General features: G+C 62.5%; 13 protein-coding genes. 7 read left to right on the plus strand and 6 right to left on the minus strand.

Annotation, left to right across the window (positions count from 1 at the left end):
* Positions 1-8: 8 nt before the first annotated feature.
* From argJ to AC1Z32_RS16745, 3 genes are read right to left on the minus strand one after another with little or no spacing between them, the layout of a single operon-like run.
* A complete protein-coding gene (gene argJ, locus AC1Z32_RS16735) occupies positions 9-1,202 on the minus strand; it encodes a bifunctional glutamate N-acetyltransferase/amino-acid acetyltransferase ArgJ (protein WP_483479685.1) in 1,194 nt (397 codons plus the stop codon).
* Positions 1,199-1,975, minus strand: coding sequence for an enoyl-CoA hydratase/isomerase family protein (locus AC1Z32_RS16740; protein ID WP_483481659.1), 777 nt, complete (start codon positions 1,973-1,975; stop codon positions 1,199-1,201). Before AC1Z32_RS16740 ends, argJ begins: the two co-directional genes overlap by 4 nt.
* A 22-nt stretch (positions 1,976-1,997) precedes the next feature.
* Positions 1,998-3,500: a carbapenam-3-carboxylate synthase domain-containing protein gene (locus AC1Z32_RS16745; protein WP_483479686.1), complete on the minus strand. Its 1,503-nt coding sequence runs from the start codon at positions 3,498-3,500 to the stop codon at positions 1,998-2,000.
* A 1,008-nt stretch (positions 3,501-4,508) separates the two neighbouring features.
* Between AC1Z32_RS16745 and AC1Z32_RS16750 the strand changes: the two genes are divergently transcribed.
* The 7 genes from AC1Z32_RS16750 (at position 4,509) to AC1Z32_RS16780 (ending at position 11,677) form a co-directional block, all read left to right on the plus strand.
* On the plus strand, positions 4,509-5,282 hold the full coding sequence (locus AC1Z32_RS16750; protein ID WP_483479687.1) for an L-iditol 2-dehydrogenase: 774 nt from the start codon (positions 4,509-4,511) through the stop codon (positions 5,280-5,282).
* Between the two features lie 281 nt (positions 5,283-5,563).
* Complete coding sequence (locus AC1Z32_RS16755; RefSeq protein WP_483479688.1) at positions 5,564-6,931, plus strand: ABC transporter substrate-binding protein; 1,368 nt, start codon at positions 5,564-5,566, stop codon at positions 6,929-6,931.
* A gap of 66 nt (positions 6,932-6,997) precedes the next feature.
* A complete protein-coding gene (locus AC1Z32_RS16760; protein ID WP_483479689.1) occupies positions 6,998-7,936 on the plus strand; it encodes a carbohydrate ABC transporter permease in 939 nt (312 codons plus the stop codon).
* Positions 7,933-8,784, plus strand: coding sequence for a carbohydrate ABC transporter permease (locus AC1Z32_RS16765; RefSeq protein WP_483479690.1), 852 nt, complete (start codon positions 7,933-7,935; stop codon positions 8,782-8,784). Before AC1Z32_RS16760 ends, AC1Z32_RS16765 begins: the two co-directional genes overlap by 4 nt.
* A 10-nt stretch (positions 8,785-8,794) precedes the next feature.
* The gene (locus tag AC1Z32_RS16770) at positions 8,795-9,508 is read left to right on the plus strand and encodes an HAD family hydrolase (RefSeq protein WP_483479691.1); all 714 of its coding nucleotides are present in this window, start codon (positions 8,795-8,797) and stop codon (positions 9,506-9,508) included.
* Between the two features lie 44 nt (positions 9,509-9,552).
* Entirely contained in the window at positions 9,553-10,689 is a 1,137-nt protein-coding gene (locus AC1Z32_RS16775) for an ABC transporter ATP-binding protein (protein WP_483479692.1), read from the plus strand.
* A gap of 136 nt (positions 10,690-10,825) precedes the next feature.
* Positions 10,826-11,677, plus strand: coding sequence for an MOSC domain-containing protein (locus tag AC1Z32_RS16780; RefSeq protein WP_483479693.1), 852 nt, complete (start codon positions 10,826-10,828; stop codon positions 11,675-11,677).
* Positions 11,678-11,681: 4 nt separating this feature from the next.
* Here the strand turns inward: AC1Z32_RS16780 and AC1Z32_RS16785 are convergent, their stop codons facing one another.
* The 3 genes from AC1Z32_RS16785 to dalD all read right to left on the minus strand — a co-directional run bounded on the left by AC1Z32_RS16785 (position 11,682) and on the right by dalD (position 16,386).
* Positions 11,682-12,629, minus strand: a complete 948-nt coding sequence (locus AC1Z32_RS16785; RefSeq protein WP_483479694.1) for a sugar-binding transcriptional regulator — start codon at positions 12,627-12,629, stop codon at positions 11,682-11,684.
* Between the two features lie 724 nt (positions 12,630-13,353).
* On the minus strand, positions 13,354-14,835 hold the full coding sequence (gene xylB / locus AC1Z32_RS16790; protein WP_483479695.1) for a xylulokinase: 1,482 nt from the start codon (positions 14,833-14,835) through the stop codon (positions 13,354-13,356).
* A gap of 171 nt (positions 14,836-15,006) precedes the next feature.
* Positions 15,007-16,386 (minus strand): D-arabinitol 4-dehydrogenase, encoded by a 1,380-nt coding sequence (dalD, locus tag AC1Z32_RS16795; RefSeq protein WP_483479696.1) that lies wholly within the window; start codon positions 16,384-16,386, stop codon positions 15,007-15,009.
* Positions 16,387-16,435: the final 49 nt, after the last annotated feature.

Consider the following 16,435-nt stretch of genomic DNA (forward strand, 5'->3'; position numbering starts at 1 on the left):
AATCGAAGCTACGTGGTGTAGTGGCTGTTCAACTCGACATACGTGGGTGACAGATCGCATCCCAGCACCTCGGCCTGTCCGCTGCCGACTGCGAGATCCACGTGGATATCGAGATGGCGCGAAGTGCGCATCGAATCGCGCACTGCGACGACGCTTTCTTCGTCCGACGACGGGTAGACGCGAATGCCGCAGATCGAGATGCGCGTGCGCTCAGGTTCGATGCGATATGAGCGATCACACTTGCCGATGGCCATCGCGACTCTGCCCCAGTTCGGATCGTTGCCGTGAATGGCGGTCTTCACGAGCGGGGAGTTGGCGATCGACTTGGCGACTGTTTTGGCGATCGCATCGGATTCCGCGTGCTCGACGATGACCTTGAAGACCTTCGTCACGCCCTCACCGTCGCCCATTATCATTGTGGCGAGCTGCGACGCCGCGTCGAGCAGTGCATGCGCGAAGTCGTCAGCGTCGACCGGACCGGCAAGTCCGTTCGCGAAGATCGCGCAACTGTCGCTCGTCGACGTATCCGAATCGACTGTTATGCAGTTGAACGTTTCGTCGACGACCGAAGCGAGCATTGACTGCAAGACTGGCTGGGCGATCCGTGCGTCGGTGAAGAAGTACACGAGAAGGGTCGCCATGTCCGGTTCTATCATGCCGACGCCCTTGGCAACGCCCACCAGTACGCTCTTTCCGACCGGGATGCACACCGCCTTGGCGGTCGTGTCGGTGGTCATGATCGTTTCCGCGAAAGCACGGAAATTCGCCGGCGCGGTCAACTGGTCTCGATCGAAGGGCAAGACCTGAGCGATCTTGTCGACGGGCAGCCGCCTCCCGATGACGCCCGTCGCCGCGCTTTGCACTTCCTCCGGTCCAATGGCGAGTTGCGTGGACAAGCGGCGAATGAGCGTGTCCAGATCGGCTACGCCCTGCGAGCCCGTCGCGACGTTCGCGTTCTTGGAAACAACGAGTAACGCTCGCGCCGATCCATGGGTCAGTTGCCTGCGCGACGCTTGCACTGCCGGACTGGCGAAGTGGCTGCGCGTGTAGACGCCGGCCACCGCGCACGGGACGTCGCTGAACATCACGGCTACGTCACGGAGGGCGTTCTTGATCCCCGCCGAGGCGACGAACGTTCTGAAGCCGCGCGGTGCCGGCGATATGTCGCTCAACGGCACCGAAACGAAATCACGGTTTTTCATCGGGAATTCCCGCTCGCTTCGGTTTGTCCTAGCACTCGTGCGAAATGCGCGTGCGGGCTGCGTGCCGAAAAGGCGGCTTTGTGAACCCGCTTCGATGAGTTGGCCGATTGCAGCAGTACCTCGCGCATGCTTTCCACGATGGTCCGCTTGGTCGCGCGATAGGGCACCTGCGGATAGTCCGCCAACTCTTGCGCCCGGGCGATCGCATCGCGAAGCACGTCTTCCGGCGTCGACAGGCGATTGACGATGCCATACGCCATGGCCTTGTCCGCTTTGATCGACTCACATGCGAAGACGATCTCCTGCATGGTCGCGTAACCGATGGCGTGCCGTAGAATCGCCGCACCCACCGAACATCCGATACCGTGCCGCAATTCCGGCATGCGGAACTCTGCCGATGTGGCGGCTTGCCGCCAGTCGAACATCAACGCGAACTGAAAGCCCATCCCGATGGCGTAGCCATCGATGGCCGCGACGGTGGGTTTGTCGACCATCAGCACGCTGGAATAAAGATCGGTAATCCGGTCGATCCAACGGTCGACCTCCTCGCCGCCCTTCATGAGCCCTACTTCGTTGAAGTCACCGCCCGCGCTGAACGAGCGGTTGCTCCCACCCGTCACGACGACGGCGGTGACGGCCGGGTCCTCGTCAGCTCGCGCCAGTGCCGCTTTGATGCTGTTTTCCAGTTCCGTGCTGAAAGGATTCATACGGCTCGGATGATTCAACGTAACGACGCGGACGCCCTGAACATCGGTTTCTACGACTTGCGACATCGACCTTCTCCTTGAAATGCGGTTAATGTGTGCGCGCTTCCGCGTCGGGCAGCGTTTCTTCACCGGACAGATACGCCCGATACTTCCGATAGGTGTATTGGGTCTTTGCGGCGTAGTCGGCGGTCGCGACGCCGATATGGGCCGCGAAGATGCTGTTCACGGACGAACCTTCGTGGATGCCGATCTTGCGTCGCCAGACGATCTCGTCAGGGAGCAGCGCGTTCTCGGCGGCACACTCGCGAAGCATCACCTTGACCTCGTCGGCCGAGACTTTCATTTCCGGCGCGAGGCTCAGGGCGAATGTCATGAGACGCGTCGTCCAGAACGGGTGATGTACTTCGAGACCGTAGCGATTCGCGCCGAACTGGGAAAACTCGCCGGTCCAGCGTGTCCGATAGACCTGTCTCCATAGTTCGGCATTTGCGTCATTGGGGGCGGCACCGGCCTTGAGGACGCCACCAAACAGCAGATCCGAGCCGTAGCCCGTTACGATTCGGCCGCCCGTACCCTCCAGCGATCGGTACAGGCAAAGGAGACTGGCCTGAATTTCGGCCGACAAGCCGTCGAAAATCTCGTTGTAGTAGATGGCTTCGTGGGCTCCCCGAAGGATGGCATCGTCGTCAAAGGTCAATTCGCGATGTGTGGTGTCGACATGCCGGGCGACTGTCTGCGCAAACTGGAATTCGTTGCTCGTTCCGGTGCCGATGGCGAACGTGTGGATGTCCGGCCGATGTCGTGCGGCAATGGCCGTCACCATGCTCGAGTCCAGACCTCCCGACAGCGGAACCGAAACCGGGCCAGCCGCACCGGTGATGCTTTTCACGGAAGCCGACAGCAATGAATAGGTCAGCTCCCGCGCGTGCTTGCGTTCGAGGCGCTGGGGCGTCGCGAGTCTCAGCGTCAGATACTGGCGCGCGTTGATCATGGAATGACCACGTCCGTCGAAGCTGAATGAACAGATCGATCCCGGCCGGATGCGCTCGGCATTACGAATGGGCAGAAACGTGTCCGCCCGGTCGTCATGCGCGATGACCTCATTCTCGGGCAGGAAGTCGAATTCGCCGGGTCCGCACAGCCCGACATTCTTGAGTTCAGACGTCACCCATAATGCACGGCCGTGCACTACGTGAACGGGCTGCAGACCGAGGGCGTCCGTAGCGACCGTCAGCCTGCCTCGCGGCCCGAAGGTCAAAAAGCTGAAGGGTCCCTCGACGAGCGAAAGGATGCCGTCGCCGTAGGCTTCGCGCAGGATGACAAGGATCTGAGCGATATTTGCCGACAGCGCTTCTGCCGTTGCCACGGTCGCAAGAGAACGCAATTCCTCGGTGTTGGTCGGACAGCCGATCAGGACGTGAGTCTGGTTATTCTCGACATGCATAATCTCCGACTGATGCGTACCGCCCCATTTTTTTAACCAGAATTGCCAGCCAGAGATTTCGAGAAGCTCTCCCCGGCTCCGTAAATCGGCCAGAGAAGCCGTGAGAGGCCGGGCTGCATTCGGAGTAGCAACGAATGAAAATGTCATGGCATATATCAGTTGGGTTGAGCGCATTCGCGCTGGAAATGCTTTTGTCTAATCGCCGTGAATAATATTTGATGCATTGTTGACTTGATATATATTCGTAACGGACTTCTCTAGTCCCGTACAGCAACGTTGCCGAAATGAAAGCGAAAACGGTTAATGACTGCCGTTATTCATTCTTCTGTGCGCAGTCACTACATCGGTAACCTCTGCGACTATTTCGACATGCGAGTCATGGATCATGTTGACCGTTGAGCAAGCTGCGCTCGTTGCAACGAGCTCCGGGTGTTCAGTCGAGGGTCAGGCGTGTAGAGCGCCGCGACGCGACGTGGATCAAATCAATGCAAGTCGCGTCTGAACCAGCCATGGCCCGGGCGGTGAGCGGCTAATGGCTCAGAAGCCGCAGCCGTTCTTTCGCGCAATCACTTCTGCGATGGACTGACGTTGTTCGATTTTTCCCAAAATGGAATCTCTCATTTTTATCCTCAGACGCCCGTTAAGGAAATTCTGAATGTCATGTCAGCGAAGGAGCTTCGCTGCATGTTTTAATGTGAGCAATTAAAGCATAGTTATTCGTCTCTGATAATTGATCTGGTATGCAAAATTTTGTGTCGCGTTTGTGACGTTCATTTTCTTTGATTTGATTATTTTCGGGAGGGCGAATATTCGCTTTTCCTGATTTTAAACAGCAGTGTTCATATTTGATTCATATTTATCGCGAACGAGAAATTAAATTAAATCAGGCGAAAGAAAATGATCGATCGGTAGAACTGGCCGGAATGTCTCCGCGGCACGCCACTTGCTCCTCCTTAACGCCAAGACGGGTTTTCCCGAGGCTTTTAGACGTTTGCGCGCCGCAACATCGAAACCTGTGCCGATGCCTTGACACGATCACGCGCAACGCCGATCATTCGACCAAACACAGAGCAATTGTTCAGTCGCGGAGCGTTCGCTCACATCGGCGGATGCACCCGACGCGGTTCGAACGAAGCGAAAGAATCGGAGACATCGGTGAGACTGAGAGACAAGGTCGCGATCATCACAGGCGCCGCGAGCGGCATCGGCTGCGCGGTCGCGCGGCGCTATCTGGAGGAAGGCGCGCAGGTCGTCGTCGTCGACGTGAAAGACGAGCACGACATGGCGCAGCGCTTTGCGGACGTCTCGGCGAGCGTGCTCGCGCTCAAGGCGGACGTCACCCAACGAGAAGACATCGAGCGCATCGTGACGCGCACCGTCGAGCGATTCGGCGGCATCGACATTCTCTTCAACAACGCGGCGCTCTTCGATATGCGCCCGATCCTCGACGAATCCTGGGACGTCTATGACCGCCTCTTCGCGGTCAACGTCAAGGGCATGTTCTTTCTGATGCAGGCGGTCGCAAAGCGCATGGTCGAGCAGGGGCGCGGCGGCAAGATCATCAATATGTCATCGCAGGCCGGGCGGCGCGGCGAAGCGCTCGTGTCGCATTACTGCGCGACCAAGGCGGCGGTGATCAGCTATACGCAATCGGCGGCGCTCGCGCTCGCGAAAGAGCGCATCAACGTGAACGGCATCGCGCCGGGCGTCGTCGATACCCCGATGTGGAAGGAAGTCGACGCGCTCTTCGCGCGCTACGAGAACCGTCCGCTCGGCGAGAAGAAGCGGCTCGTCGGCGAGGAAGTGCCGCTCGGGCGCATGGGCCTGCCTGCCGATCTGACGGGCGCGGCGCTCTTCCTCGCTTCATCGGACTCGGATTACATCACCGCCCAGACGATCAATGTCGACGGCGGCAACTGGATGAGTTGATGAACCGCATTCGCGCGGCTTGAAGCGCGGGAAGCACCGTCTATAGTGAAACGGCGTCGCGGCGATCCTCACGCGGCGCGAGGTCGGAGACGAAGGCGCTACAGCGGCGAAGGCAGGCGCGGCACACGAGTTGTGCGAAGTGCGGCAACAAGGCTAAACCCGGCAACCACGCGATCCAGGATCGCGCACCCTCAAAAGCAGGCAGCGGCATACACGGCACGCGCGGTCATGCAACGAGACCCTGCGCTGTGCCCGTGCCAACAAAAAGGAGACGAACCAAGATGAAACGCACTCAACGCATTGTTGGAGCACAACCGCGCGGGCGTCGCGCTCCGTTCGTGACCGGGGCGCTCTCGGCCGCGCTGGCCGCCGCCGCGCTCGTGCCGCTGTCGGCGCATGCCGCGACGACCATCACCATCGCCACGCTCAACAATCCGGACATGATCGAGTTGAAGAAGCTCGCGCCGGCGTTCGAGAAGGCCAATCCTGACATTCAGCTGAAGTGGGTGATTCTCGAGGAAAACGTCCTGCGCCAGCGCGCCACGACCGATATCACCACCAATAGCGGCCAGTTCGACGTGATCACCATCGGCACGTATGAGGCGCCGCAATGGGGCAAGCGCGGCTGGCTCTCGCCGATGACCGGCCTGCCCGCCAACTACGATCTCGAAGACGTCGTGAAGACGGCCCGCGACGGCCTCTCCTACAACGGTCAGCTCTACGCGGTGCCGTTCTACGTCGAAAGCTCGATGACGTACTACCGCAAGGATCTGTTCCAGGCCGCGGGCCTCAAGATGCCCGACCAGCCGACCTACGACCAGATCAAGCAGTTCGCCGACAAGCTCACCGACAAGTCCAAAGGCCAGTACGGCATCTGCCTGCGCGGCAAGGCGGGCTGGGGCGAGAACATGGCGTACGTGTCGACGGTCGTGAATACCTTCGGCGGCGAGTGGTTCAACGAGAAGTGGCAGGCGCAGCTCGACACGCCCGAATGGAAGAAAGCGGTTGGCTTCTACGTGGATCTCCTGAAGAACGACGGCCCGCCGGGAGCGAGCTCGAACGGCTTCAACGAGAACCTCACGCTGATGTCCTCCGGCAAATGCGCGATGTGGATCGACGCGACAGTCGCCGCGGGCATTCTCTATAACAAGGCGCAGTCGCAGGTGTCGGACAAGATCGGCTTCGCGGCCGCGCCCGTCGCCGTGACGCCGAAGGGCTCGCACTGGCTGTGGTCGTGGTCGCTCGCGGTGCCGAAGACGTCGAAGCAGCAGGACGCCGCGAAGAAGTTCGCCGCGTGGGCGACCTCGAAGGAATACATCGAGATGGTCGGCAAGGACGAAGGCTGGGCCTCGGTGCCGCCGGGCACGCGCAAGTCGACCTATGCGCGCCCCGAGTACAAGCAGGCCGCGCCGTTCGGCGACTTCGTGCTGAAGGCTATCGAGACCGCGGACCCGAACGACGCGACGCTGAAGAAGGTGCCGTATAGCGGCGTCCAGTTCGTCGGCATTCCGGAGTTCCAGTCGTTCGGCACGGTGGTTGGACAGTCGATCGCGGGTGTCGTTGCGGGGCAGACGAGCGTCGACCAGGCGTTGAAGGCGGCGAACGCGGCCGCCGATCGCGCGGTGAAGCAGGCCGGCTATCAGAAGTAAATCTTCCGCAGCACACGGGCCGCGTCGCCTGATGCGGCCCGCGAAGCATCATCGAGAGGTGAAACGATGGCTCAACTGAATCCCCCCATCACGGATCATCATCTGGAGGAGTCCGCCGCCGAACGCGACAAGCGGCGCGCGAAATCGGTGCGATGGCTGATCTCGCCATCCACCGGACTGCTCTTCCTGTGGATGGCCATTCCGCTCGCGATGACGATCTGGTTCTCGTTCTCGCGCTACAACTTGCTGAACCCCGATGTCAAAGGCTTCGCGGGCTTGGACAACTTCGAGTTCCTCGTCACGGATCCGGCGTTCGGGCCGTCCATCGGGCACACGCTGACGCTGATCATCTCGGTGCTCGTGATCACGGTTGTCGGCGGCGTTTTGCTCGCCGTGCTGTTCGATCGCAAGTTCTTCGGGCAGGGCATCGCGCGGCTGCTCGTGATCGCGCCGTTCTTCGTGATGCCCACGGTCTCCGCGCTCATCTGGAAGAACATGATCCTGCATCCGGTGTATGGCCTGATCGCGGGGCTCATGCGCTCGATGGGCATGCAGCCGATCGACTGGTTCGCCGACTATCCGCTTTTCGCGGTGATCGTGATTGTCGCGTGGCAATGGCTGCCGTTCGCGTTCCTGATTCTTTTCACGGCGATTCAATCGCTCGACCAGGAGCAGAAGGAAGCGGCGCGCATCGACGGCGCGGGTCCGTTCGCGATGTTCTTCTTCATCACGCTGCCGCACCTGAGGCGCGCGGTCGCCGTGGTCGTGATGATGGAAACCATCTTCCTGCTGTCGATCTTCGCGGAAATCTATACGACGACGGGCGGCGGCCCCGGCACCGCGACGACCAATCTGTCGTACCTGATCTACGCGCTCGGCCTGCAGCAGTTCGACGTCGGTCTCGCATCGGCGGGCGGCATTCTCGCGGTCATTCTCGCCAACATCGTCGCGTTCTTCCTCGTGAGAATGCTCGCGAAGAACCTGAAAGGGGAGTACGAAGCATGAGCACTCATCCGGTAACCGCAAGCACGTCGATGCCCGTGCTGGATCACGTGAAGCGCGTCGTGCCCGGCATCGTCGCGTGGATCTTTTCCATCCTGCTGTTCTTCCCGATCTTCTGGATGACGATCACCGCGTTCAAGACCGAGCAGCAGGCCTATTCGTCGTCGCTGTTCTTCACGCCGACGCTGGAAAGCTTCAGGGAAGTGTTCGCGCGCAGCAATTACTTCGGCTTCGCGTGGAATTCGGTGCTGATCTCGGTGGGCGTCACATTGCTCTGCCTGATTCTCGCCGTGCCGTGCGCGTACGCGATGGCCTTCTTCCCCACGAAGAAAACGCAGTCGGTCCTGCTGTGGATGCTGTCCACGAAGATGATGCCGTCGGTCGGCGTGCTCGTGCCGATCTATCTGCTGTGGAAGAACACGGGCCTGCTCGATACCGTGTCCGGCCTCGTCATCGTGTACACGCTGATCAACTTGCCGATCGCGGTGTGGATGGCCTTCACGTACTTCAACGAAGTGCCGAAGGACATTCTCGAAGCCGGCCGCATCGACGGCGCGACGACGTGGCAGGAGATCGTCTATCTGCTGATGCCGATGGCGCTGCCTGGGCTTGCATCGACGGGCCTGCTGCTCATCATCCTTTCGTGGAACGAGGCGTTCTGGAGCATCAACCTGTCGAGCTCGAATGCGGCGCCGCTGACCGTGTTCATCGCGTCGTACTCGAGTCCGGAGGGCCTCTTCTGGGCGAAGCTCTCGGCGGCCTCGCTGCTCGCGGTCGCGCCGATCCTGATCGTCGGCTGGGTCTCGCAGAAGCAGCTCGTGCGCGGTCTCACGTTTGGCGCGGTGAAGTGAGGGTGCGAGCGTGAACCTCACTCCATCCCGAGAGGCCAACCTCGAAGATCGCCTGCTGATCTGCGATTGCGACGGCGTGCTCATCGACAGCGAAGCGGTGGCGGCGCGCATGCTCGTCAGCGAGCTGGAAGCGCTGTGGCCGGGCGTCGATGTCGAGCCGGTCGTGATGCCGCTGCTCGGCCTGCGCATCGAGGCGGTGCTCGCGAGCGCCGCCGACACGGTGAACCGTACGCTGACGCATGACCAGGTCATCGCGATCCGGCGCGCTGTCGAAGCCTCGGCGATGCAGGCGCCGGCCGTGCCGGGCATCGCCGAGGCGCTCGCGTCCGTGCCCTTTCAGAAGGCGTGCGCGAGCAACAGCTTCTCGACCTATGTCGATACCGTGCTGCAACGCACCGGTCTCGTGCGCTTCTTCGGCGAGCGGCGTTTCTGCGCCGACATGGTCGAGAACCCGAAGCCCGCGCCCGACGTGTATCTCGCGGCGGCGCGCGCGATGCGCATCGCGCCGCTGCGCTGCCTCGTCGTCGAGGACAGCGTGACGGGCGTGACGGCGGCGAAGGCGGCGGGCATGCCGGTGCTCGGTTTCATCGGCGGCGGGCACGCGACCGAAGGACAGATCGGCGCGCTCGAGAAAGCGGGCGCGCAGGTGGTATTCGACGACATGACGCGATTGCCGGCGCTCGTCGAGCAATGGCTGCAGAACGCGACGTTCGAAATCAGATAGCGGTGGCGTTCATCGCCTCGCTAATGAAGACTGGAGACACAACCATGGCTAGCCTGACACTGCGCAACATCAGCAAGCGTTATGAAGAAACCGAGGTGATGCGCAACATCAACCTCGATATCAACGACGGCGAGTTCGTCGTGTTCGTGGGCCCGTCGGGCTGCGGCAAGTCGACGTTGATGCGCATGATCGCGGGTCTGGAAGAGATCAGCGGCGGCGATCTGATGATCGACAGCGCGCGCGTGAACGAACTGCCGCCCGCGAAGCGCGGTATCGCGATGGTGTTCCAGTCGTACGCGCTGTATCCGCACATGACGCTCTACGACAACATGGCGTTCGGCCTCAAGCTCGCGGGCGAGAAGAAGCCCGCGATCGACGCCGCCGTGAAGAACGCCGCGAAGATCCTGCACATCGACCATCTGCTCGACCGCAAGCCGAAGCAGCTCTCGGGCGGCCAGCGTCAGCGCGTGGCGATCGGCCGCGCGATCACGCGCAAGCCGAAGGTCTTTCTCTTCGACGAGCCGCTCTCGAACCTCGACGCCGCGCTGCGCGTGAAGATGCGCCTCGAATTCGCGCGCCTGCACGACGACCTCAAGACGACGATGATCTACGTGACGCACGATCAGGTCGAAGCGATGACGCTCGCGGACAAGATCGTCGTGCTGTCGGCGGGGAACATCGAGCAGGTCGGCACGCCGAACGCGCTGTATCACGCGCCGGCGAACCGTTTCGTCGCGGGCTTCATCGGCTCGCCGAAGATGAATTTTCTGTCGGGCACGATCGCGCAGGTTCAGAGCGACGGCGTGCTCGTGAAGTACGCGACGGGCGAGACGCAGCTCGTCGGCGTGCTGCCGGGCAATGCGAAACCGGGCGACGCGGTGACGGTCGGCGTTCGTCCCGAGCACCTGCAGCCGAATTCATCGGAAGCGGGCGATTTCGGCCTCTCCGCGACGGCGATGACGGTCGAAACGCTCGGCGATGCCGCGTATCTCTACGCGGAAACGGAAGTCGCGCCGGATGGATTGATCTCGCGCATTCCGCCGCTGGAAAAGCACGCGCGCGGTGAAAAGCTCAAGCTCGGCGCGGCGCCGGATCATTGCCATCTGTTCAATGCGGAAGGGCAGGCGTTCACGCGCAAGGTGGTGGATTCGTGGATGCGGCAGCACGCGACGGCGGCGTGAGGCGCTGAATCCCCGCAAGAACGGCGCCATTCGAAAGAATGGCGCCGTTGTTTTTTGCAGCAGGCGGCTGTGCGCCATAATTCGGGCTTCGACCGGCCGCACCCGATGGCCGGCGCCGTTCCCACACGATATCGCCATGCCCGTTCTGAACGAACTCTTCGTCTATCCGATCAAGTCCTGCGCGGGCATTTCCCTGCGCCGCGCGATGCTTCTCGACACGGGTCTCGAATACGACCGTCACTGGATGGTGACCGATCCGGCGGGCGGCATGTTCACGCAGCGCGCGCATCCGCGCATGGCGCTGATCAAAACCGCTTTCGATGGCGACGATCTCGTCATCGACGCGCCCGGCATGCCGGCGCTGCGTACGCCTTTGAATGCCGAGGCGCTCGCGGATGCGCAGGCGCTGCGCGCGACCGTCTGGAGCGACACCGTCGATGCGCTCGACACCGGCGAGCACAGCGCGCAATGGTTCAGCGAGTTTCTCGGCATGCCCGCGCGCCTCGCGCGTTTCACGCCGTCCGCGCGCCGCGATGTCAGTGACAAATGGACCGCGCCGCTTGCCGTGCACACGCGCTTCGCGGATCAGTTTCCGTTGCTGGTGGTCGGCCAGGCCTCGCTCGACGATCTCAACGCGCGCTTGTCGGGCAAGGGCGCGCCGGGCATCGCGGCCAATCGCTTCCGGCCGAATCTCGTGATCGGCGGACTCGATGCGTACGAGGAGGATTACGTCGGCGACATGCGGATAGGCGCTGCGGGTCTGCGGCTCGTGAAGCTGTGCACGCGCTGCCCGATTCCGTCGATCGATCAGGACACGGGCGCACCGAACCCGTCGTGGCCGCACGAGCCGCTCGACACGATGAGCGCGTACCGCGGAAGCGTCCAGTTCGACGGCGCGCTGACCTTCGGCAAGAACGCGATCATCGTGAAAGGAGAGGGCGTGGTGCTGGAAGTCGGTCAGGAAGTGGAAGCCGACATCGACTTCTGACGCTTCAGGCGTCGAGCGCGGCCTTCGCGCAAAGCTCGTCGGTCACGAGCCCCGACAGCCATTGCCCCTTCAAAGCGGCGATCAACGCCTCGCGCTTGCGCTGCCCGCCCGCGAAGCCGATCGTCGGGCGCTTGGGCGGCGCATCGAGCTTGAGGCTCGTCACGCGCGCGCCGGTTTTCGAGCGCACGCGCTTGCCTTCGGCGTCGATCGGCAGGCCGAGCCATTCGGCCACGGCGCCCGCGTTCATGAGTTCGTCGACTTCCGCGCGCGTGATGAAGCCGTCTTCATGCAGCGGGCAGTTCACGCCCACGTTGCCGATGCCGACGAACGCGACATCGGCGCGTTGCGCGAGTTCATCGACGATGCGATACAGCCGGTGATTGACCCATTGCGCGCGCTCGGCTTCGCTGTCGGCCATGAGCGGCGCGGGCAGCATGAAGTGCTTGCCGCCGGTTTTCTCCGATAGCTGCTGGGCGACGTCGTAGCGGTTGGAGGAGCCATCCTGCGCGATTGCGCCGACCATCGAGACGAAACGATGCTGCGGGCGGTCGATCTGGCCGATCTGCGCGACGCAGGCCTTCAACGTGCGCCCGCTGCCGATGGACACGACGAGCGGCTTTTCTTCGAGCAGATAGCGCTCCATCACTTGCGCGCCCGCGACGGCGAGCTTGCGGTCGACCTGCTCGGGGGCATCGCCGTCGATGGGCACGACTTCGCACATCGCGAGGCCGTAGCGGTCGCTGAGCGCTTTGGCGAGCGACAGACAATCGGCGATGCGGTGATCGACCCGCACGCGGATCAGGTTCTTCTCGACCGCGAACGCGACGAGGCGCTGCGCCACCGGGCGCGAGATTTGCAGCTTTTCGGCGATCTCGTTCTGGGTGTTGCCGGCAACGTAGTAGAGCCACGCTGCGCGTGTGGCGAGATCGAGTTTTTCGGTGGATTTGGGCACTGTGGTTCTTTTTTGGTTTTGCTGACGCGGTCGGGGCGGTCTGAGTGTTTTGTCGTTGAACTTGTATTCGCGTCGGTCTATTGGCGTTGCCCCTATGCGGGGCGGCAGTCACTTTCTTTGCTGCTGCAAAGAAAGTAACCAAAGAAACAGCTATCCCCATCCTAAGCACTTCACGCCGGCCGCGGCACAGAACTGCGCAAGTGGTCCGGCAGTAGCGAGTGCCCTCACAGGCCTAACCGGGCTTGGATCGCGCACGGTCTGCCACATCGCACCGCTTCACTTACTGGTTCAGCACGAAATAGCTCCGGCTCGCTGCGCGGCCGACCGGTCCATCGGGTCTGCCTGCACTTCCTTGCTAACGCTTCCATCTCACCGCATTCGCCGCAGGCTGGTTTCCTTTGCATACCCAACGGCAGCGCGTAGCGCTGTGCCGGAGCTATTTTGTGCTGAACCAGCGCGCCAAAACAACTAGCTAGTCAGACCGTGCGCGGTCCACGCCCGGTTAGGCCTCTGAGGGCGCTCGCTACTGCCGGACCACGTGCCATCTTCTGTGCCGGGGCCGGCCTGAAGCACTTTGGATGGGACAAGCTGTTTCTTTGGTTACTTTCTTTGCAGCAGCAAAGAAAGTGACTGCCGCCCCGCATAGGGGCAACGCCAATAGACCGCCACGAATCCAAGTTCCATAGAAGCCCAAGCCAACCACAAAATCAAGCCAACCACAAAATCAAGCCAACCGCGGCCGCGCCGGATCAAACAACGGTCTCACATGCTGATAAAGCTCCCTGAACCCTTTCAACCGCTGCCGCAAGAGCTCATGCCGCGCCGCATTCGGCGTGAACTCCTGCTTGATTTCGGGCTTGGCGAGCACGGTCGCCGGATCGCCCCCCGCCGCGAGCCACCCGAGCCGCGCTGCGCCCAACGCCGCACCCGTCTCCCCGCCGCCGTGCGTGCGCGTCGGCGTATCGAAAGCATCGGCGAACATCTGCGCCCAGTACGCGCTGCGGGCGCCCCCGCCCAGCATCGACAATGCACGCGCCTGAGTGCCGGCAGATTCGAGCGCATCGAGACCATCGGTGAGCGAGAGCGTCACGCCTTCGAGCACCGAGTAACCGAGCAATGCGCGATCGGTCGCGTGCGTCATGCCGAAGAACACGCCTTGCGCATACGGATCGTTGTGCGGCGTGCGCTCGCCGGAGAGATATGGCAGGAACAGCGGCGCGGAAGGGAGCAAATCAGGCGATAGCGCTTCGATCTCCGCGAGCAGAGTCGGCTCGTCCGTCGACGTCAGCTTGCACACCCAGCGCAAACAGCTCGCCGCCGACAGCACCACGCTCATCTGATGCCAGCGATCCGGAATCGCGTGGCAGAACGCATGCACCGCCGATGCCGGATTCGGCCGGTAGCGGTCGCCGATCACGCACAGCACGCCCGAGGTGCCGAGGGACAGGAAACCGTCGCCCGGATCGGTCGCGCCGATGCCCACCGCGCTCGCGGCATTGTCGCCGCCGCCCGCCGCGACGACTACACCCTCGCGCAAGCCGAGTTCACGCGCGAGCGCGGGCCGCAACGTGCCCGAAGGCTCGCTGCCCTCGGCAAGCGACGGCATCTGCTGACGCGACATGCCGCACGCGGCGAGCAACTCGTCGGACCAGTCGCGACGCGCGACATCGAGCCAGAGCGTGCCCGCGGCATCCGATGGATCGGACACCTTCGTGCCCGTCAGATGCATGCGCAGATAATCCTTCGGCAAGAGCACGCACGCGGTCTGCCTGAATATGTCGGGCTCGTTGTGCGCGACCCACAGGAGCTTAGGCGCGGTGAAGCCGGGCATCGCCAGATTGCCGGCGATTTCGTGCAGGTTCGGCGCGCGCTCGTAGAGCTCGGCGCACTCCTTGTCGCTGCGCATATCGTTCCAGAGGATCGCCGGGCGCAGCACGTTGTCCTGCGAATCGAGCAGCACCGCGCCGTGCATCTGGCCCGAGAGGCCGATGCCGCGCACCTGCCCGAACTCGTCGGGGAATTTCTCGCGCAGCTTGAAGAGCGCGGCGCGCGTGCCTTCCCACCAGTCGAGCGGATTCTGCTCCGACCAGCGCGGCTTCGGACGCGATACCGTGAACGGCGTGCCCGCCGTGCCGATCACGCCGCCGTCGGAGGCGAGCAGCAGAACTTTCACTTCGGAGGTGCCGAGGTCGATGCCTAAGTACATGAACGGACCCTTTGTCGTTGCCGGGATCGAAGCCGGCGCAAAACGAGGCGTGATGCCAATGCGGCGGAGGCGCTAATTTAACGCCACGCCGTGCGCCGCGCCATGGGCACATTACCCGAGCGGCGCGGCGCGCGCTTCACGGTGGCGATTAACGTGGCGATAACGTCGCCGTTATGGACGATTCGCGAGCCACGCATCGACCTTCGCGATGGCCTTGCGCATCACGCGCTCGAGTCCTTCGGTCTGCGCCATGCTGCCCCACAGAAGCTTGTCGCCGGTGAACGCCTTGACCGGATCGGGCGACGTGAAAAAGCCGTGCGCGACGGCCGGGTCCATCACGCCGTCCTGATACGTATAGGGCAGCTTGCCTTCGTGCCAGCGTTCGAGGAAGCGGAAGAAGAGCGCGGGCAGGATCGCGGTCGAATCGGGATCGACGTTGCGCGCGAAGCATTCGGACAGCGTTGGCGCGATGAAGCCCGGCAGCTTCGAGAAGCCATCGGCCGCGACGCGCTGGTTCGTGTCCTTGATATACGGATTGCTGAAGCGGTCGAGCACGACATCGCGATACTTCGCGAGATCGATCGGGCTTGGCGTGAGGCAGGGAATCACGTCGTCGGTAATGTAGGCGTCCGCGAGCGCGCGGATCTCCATGTCCTGCGTGCCTTCGTGAATGTATTGCAGGCCGACGAGCGTGCCCGCCCACGCGATGCAGCTATGGCTCGCGTTGAGCACGCGGATCTTCGCTTCCTCGTACGCGTGCACCGAATCGACCATCTCCGCGCCGACCTTCTCCCACGCGGGCCGCCCGGCGATGAACCGGTCCTCGATCACCCACTGGATGAACTTCTCGCCCATCACCGGCGCCTTGTCGTCGAAGCCGGTCGCGGCCTTCACGCGCTCGGCCACGTCGGGCGTCGGCCGCGGCGTGATGCGGTCGACCATCGCGTTGGGGCACGACGTGTTCGCGTTGAACCAGTCGCGCAACGCCGTTGCGCCGCGCAGTTCCAGGAATTGCAGCATGCCTTTCTTGAAGCGGTCGCCGTTGCTGCGCAGGTTGTCGCAGTTTTGCAGCGAGACCTTGCCCGCGTTGTTCTTCATGCGCGCATCGAGGATCGCGGCGATCGCGCCGTAGATCGTCGTCTTGCCGCCTTTCAGATCGGCGGCGAGATCAGGATTCGCGGTGTCGAGCTTGTCGTGCTCGTCGAGGTAATAGCCGCCTTCAGTGACCGTGAACGACACGATCTTGCAGGCCGGATCGGCGCCCGTCGCGATGAGTTCGCTCAGGTCGGCGGACCACGGCACGACCTTTTTGATCGCGCGGATGGTCTCGTACTCACGCTCGCCCTTCGGCGTGACGGTTTCGAGCGTGTACGCGCCGTTTTGCGCGGCGAGCGCATCGAGCACCGCGTTCATGTCGCCGCGGATATTGCCGACCGCGAGCGACCAGCTTTTGTCGCCCGTCTCGTTCAGCCGATGCAGATACCACGCCTGATGCGCGCGATGAAACGACCCGGCGCCGATGTGCAGGATCACGTTGGCTTCGCTAGTCATGTTGTCTCTTCCTCTGATGGGCGGTGCGCCCGTTCTTCGCGGACGGCTG

Source organism: Caballeronia sp. 11_S32 (assembly GCF_056930355.1).

Bases quoted from the DNA above. Each gene is read 5' to 3' on its own strand.
- AC1Z32_RS16765 (WP_483479690.1), top strand. From the start codon at position 7,933: ATGAGCACTCATCCGGTAACCGCAAGCACGTCGATGCCCGTGCTGGAT.
- AC1Z32_RS16780 (WP_483479693.1), top strand. From the start codon at position 10,826: ATGCCCGTTCTGAACGAACTCTTCGTCTATCCGATCAAGTCCTGCGCG.
- AC1Z32_RS16775 (WP_483479692.1), top strand. From the start codon at position 9,553: ATGGCTAGCCTGACACTGCGCAACATCAGCAAGCGTTATGAAGAAACC.
- xylB (WP_483479695.1), bottom strand. From the start codon at position 14,835: ATGTACTTAGGCATCGACCTCGGCACCTCCGAAGTGAAAGTTCTGCTG.
- AC1Z32_RS16745 (WP_483479686.1), bottom strand. From the start codon at position 3,500: ATGACATTTTCATTCGTTGCTACTCCGAATGCAGCCCGGCCTCTCACG.
- AC1Z32_RS16760 (WP_483479689.1), top strand. From the start codon at position 6,998: ATGGCTCAACTGAATCCCCCCATCACGGATCATCATCTGGAGGAGTCC.
- dalD (WP_483479696.1), bottom strand. From the start codon at position 16,386: ATGACTAGCGAAGCCAACGTGATCCTGCACATCGGCGCCGGGTCGTTT.
- AC1Z32_RS16755 (WP_483479688.1), top strand. From the start codon at position 5,564: ATGAAACGCACTCAACGCATTGTTGGAGCACAACCGCGCGGGCGTCGC.
- AC1Z32_RS16740 (WP_483481659.1), bottom strand. From the start codon at position 1,975: ATGTCGCAAGTCGTAGAAACCGATGTTCAGGGCGTCCGCGTCGTTACG.
- argJ (WP_483479685.1), bottom strand. From the start codon at position 1,202: ATGAAAAACCGTGATTTCGTTTCGGTGCCGTTGAGCGACATATCGCCG.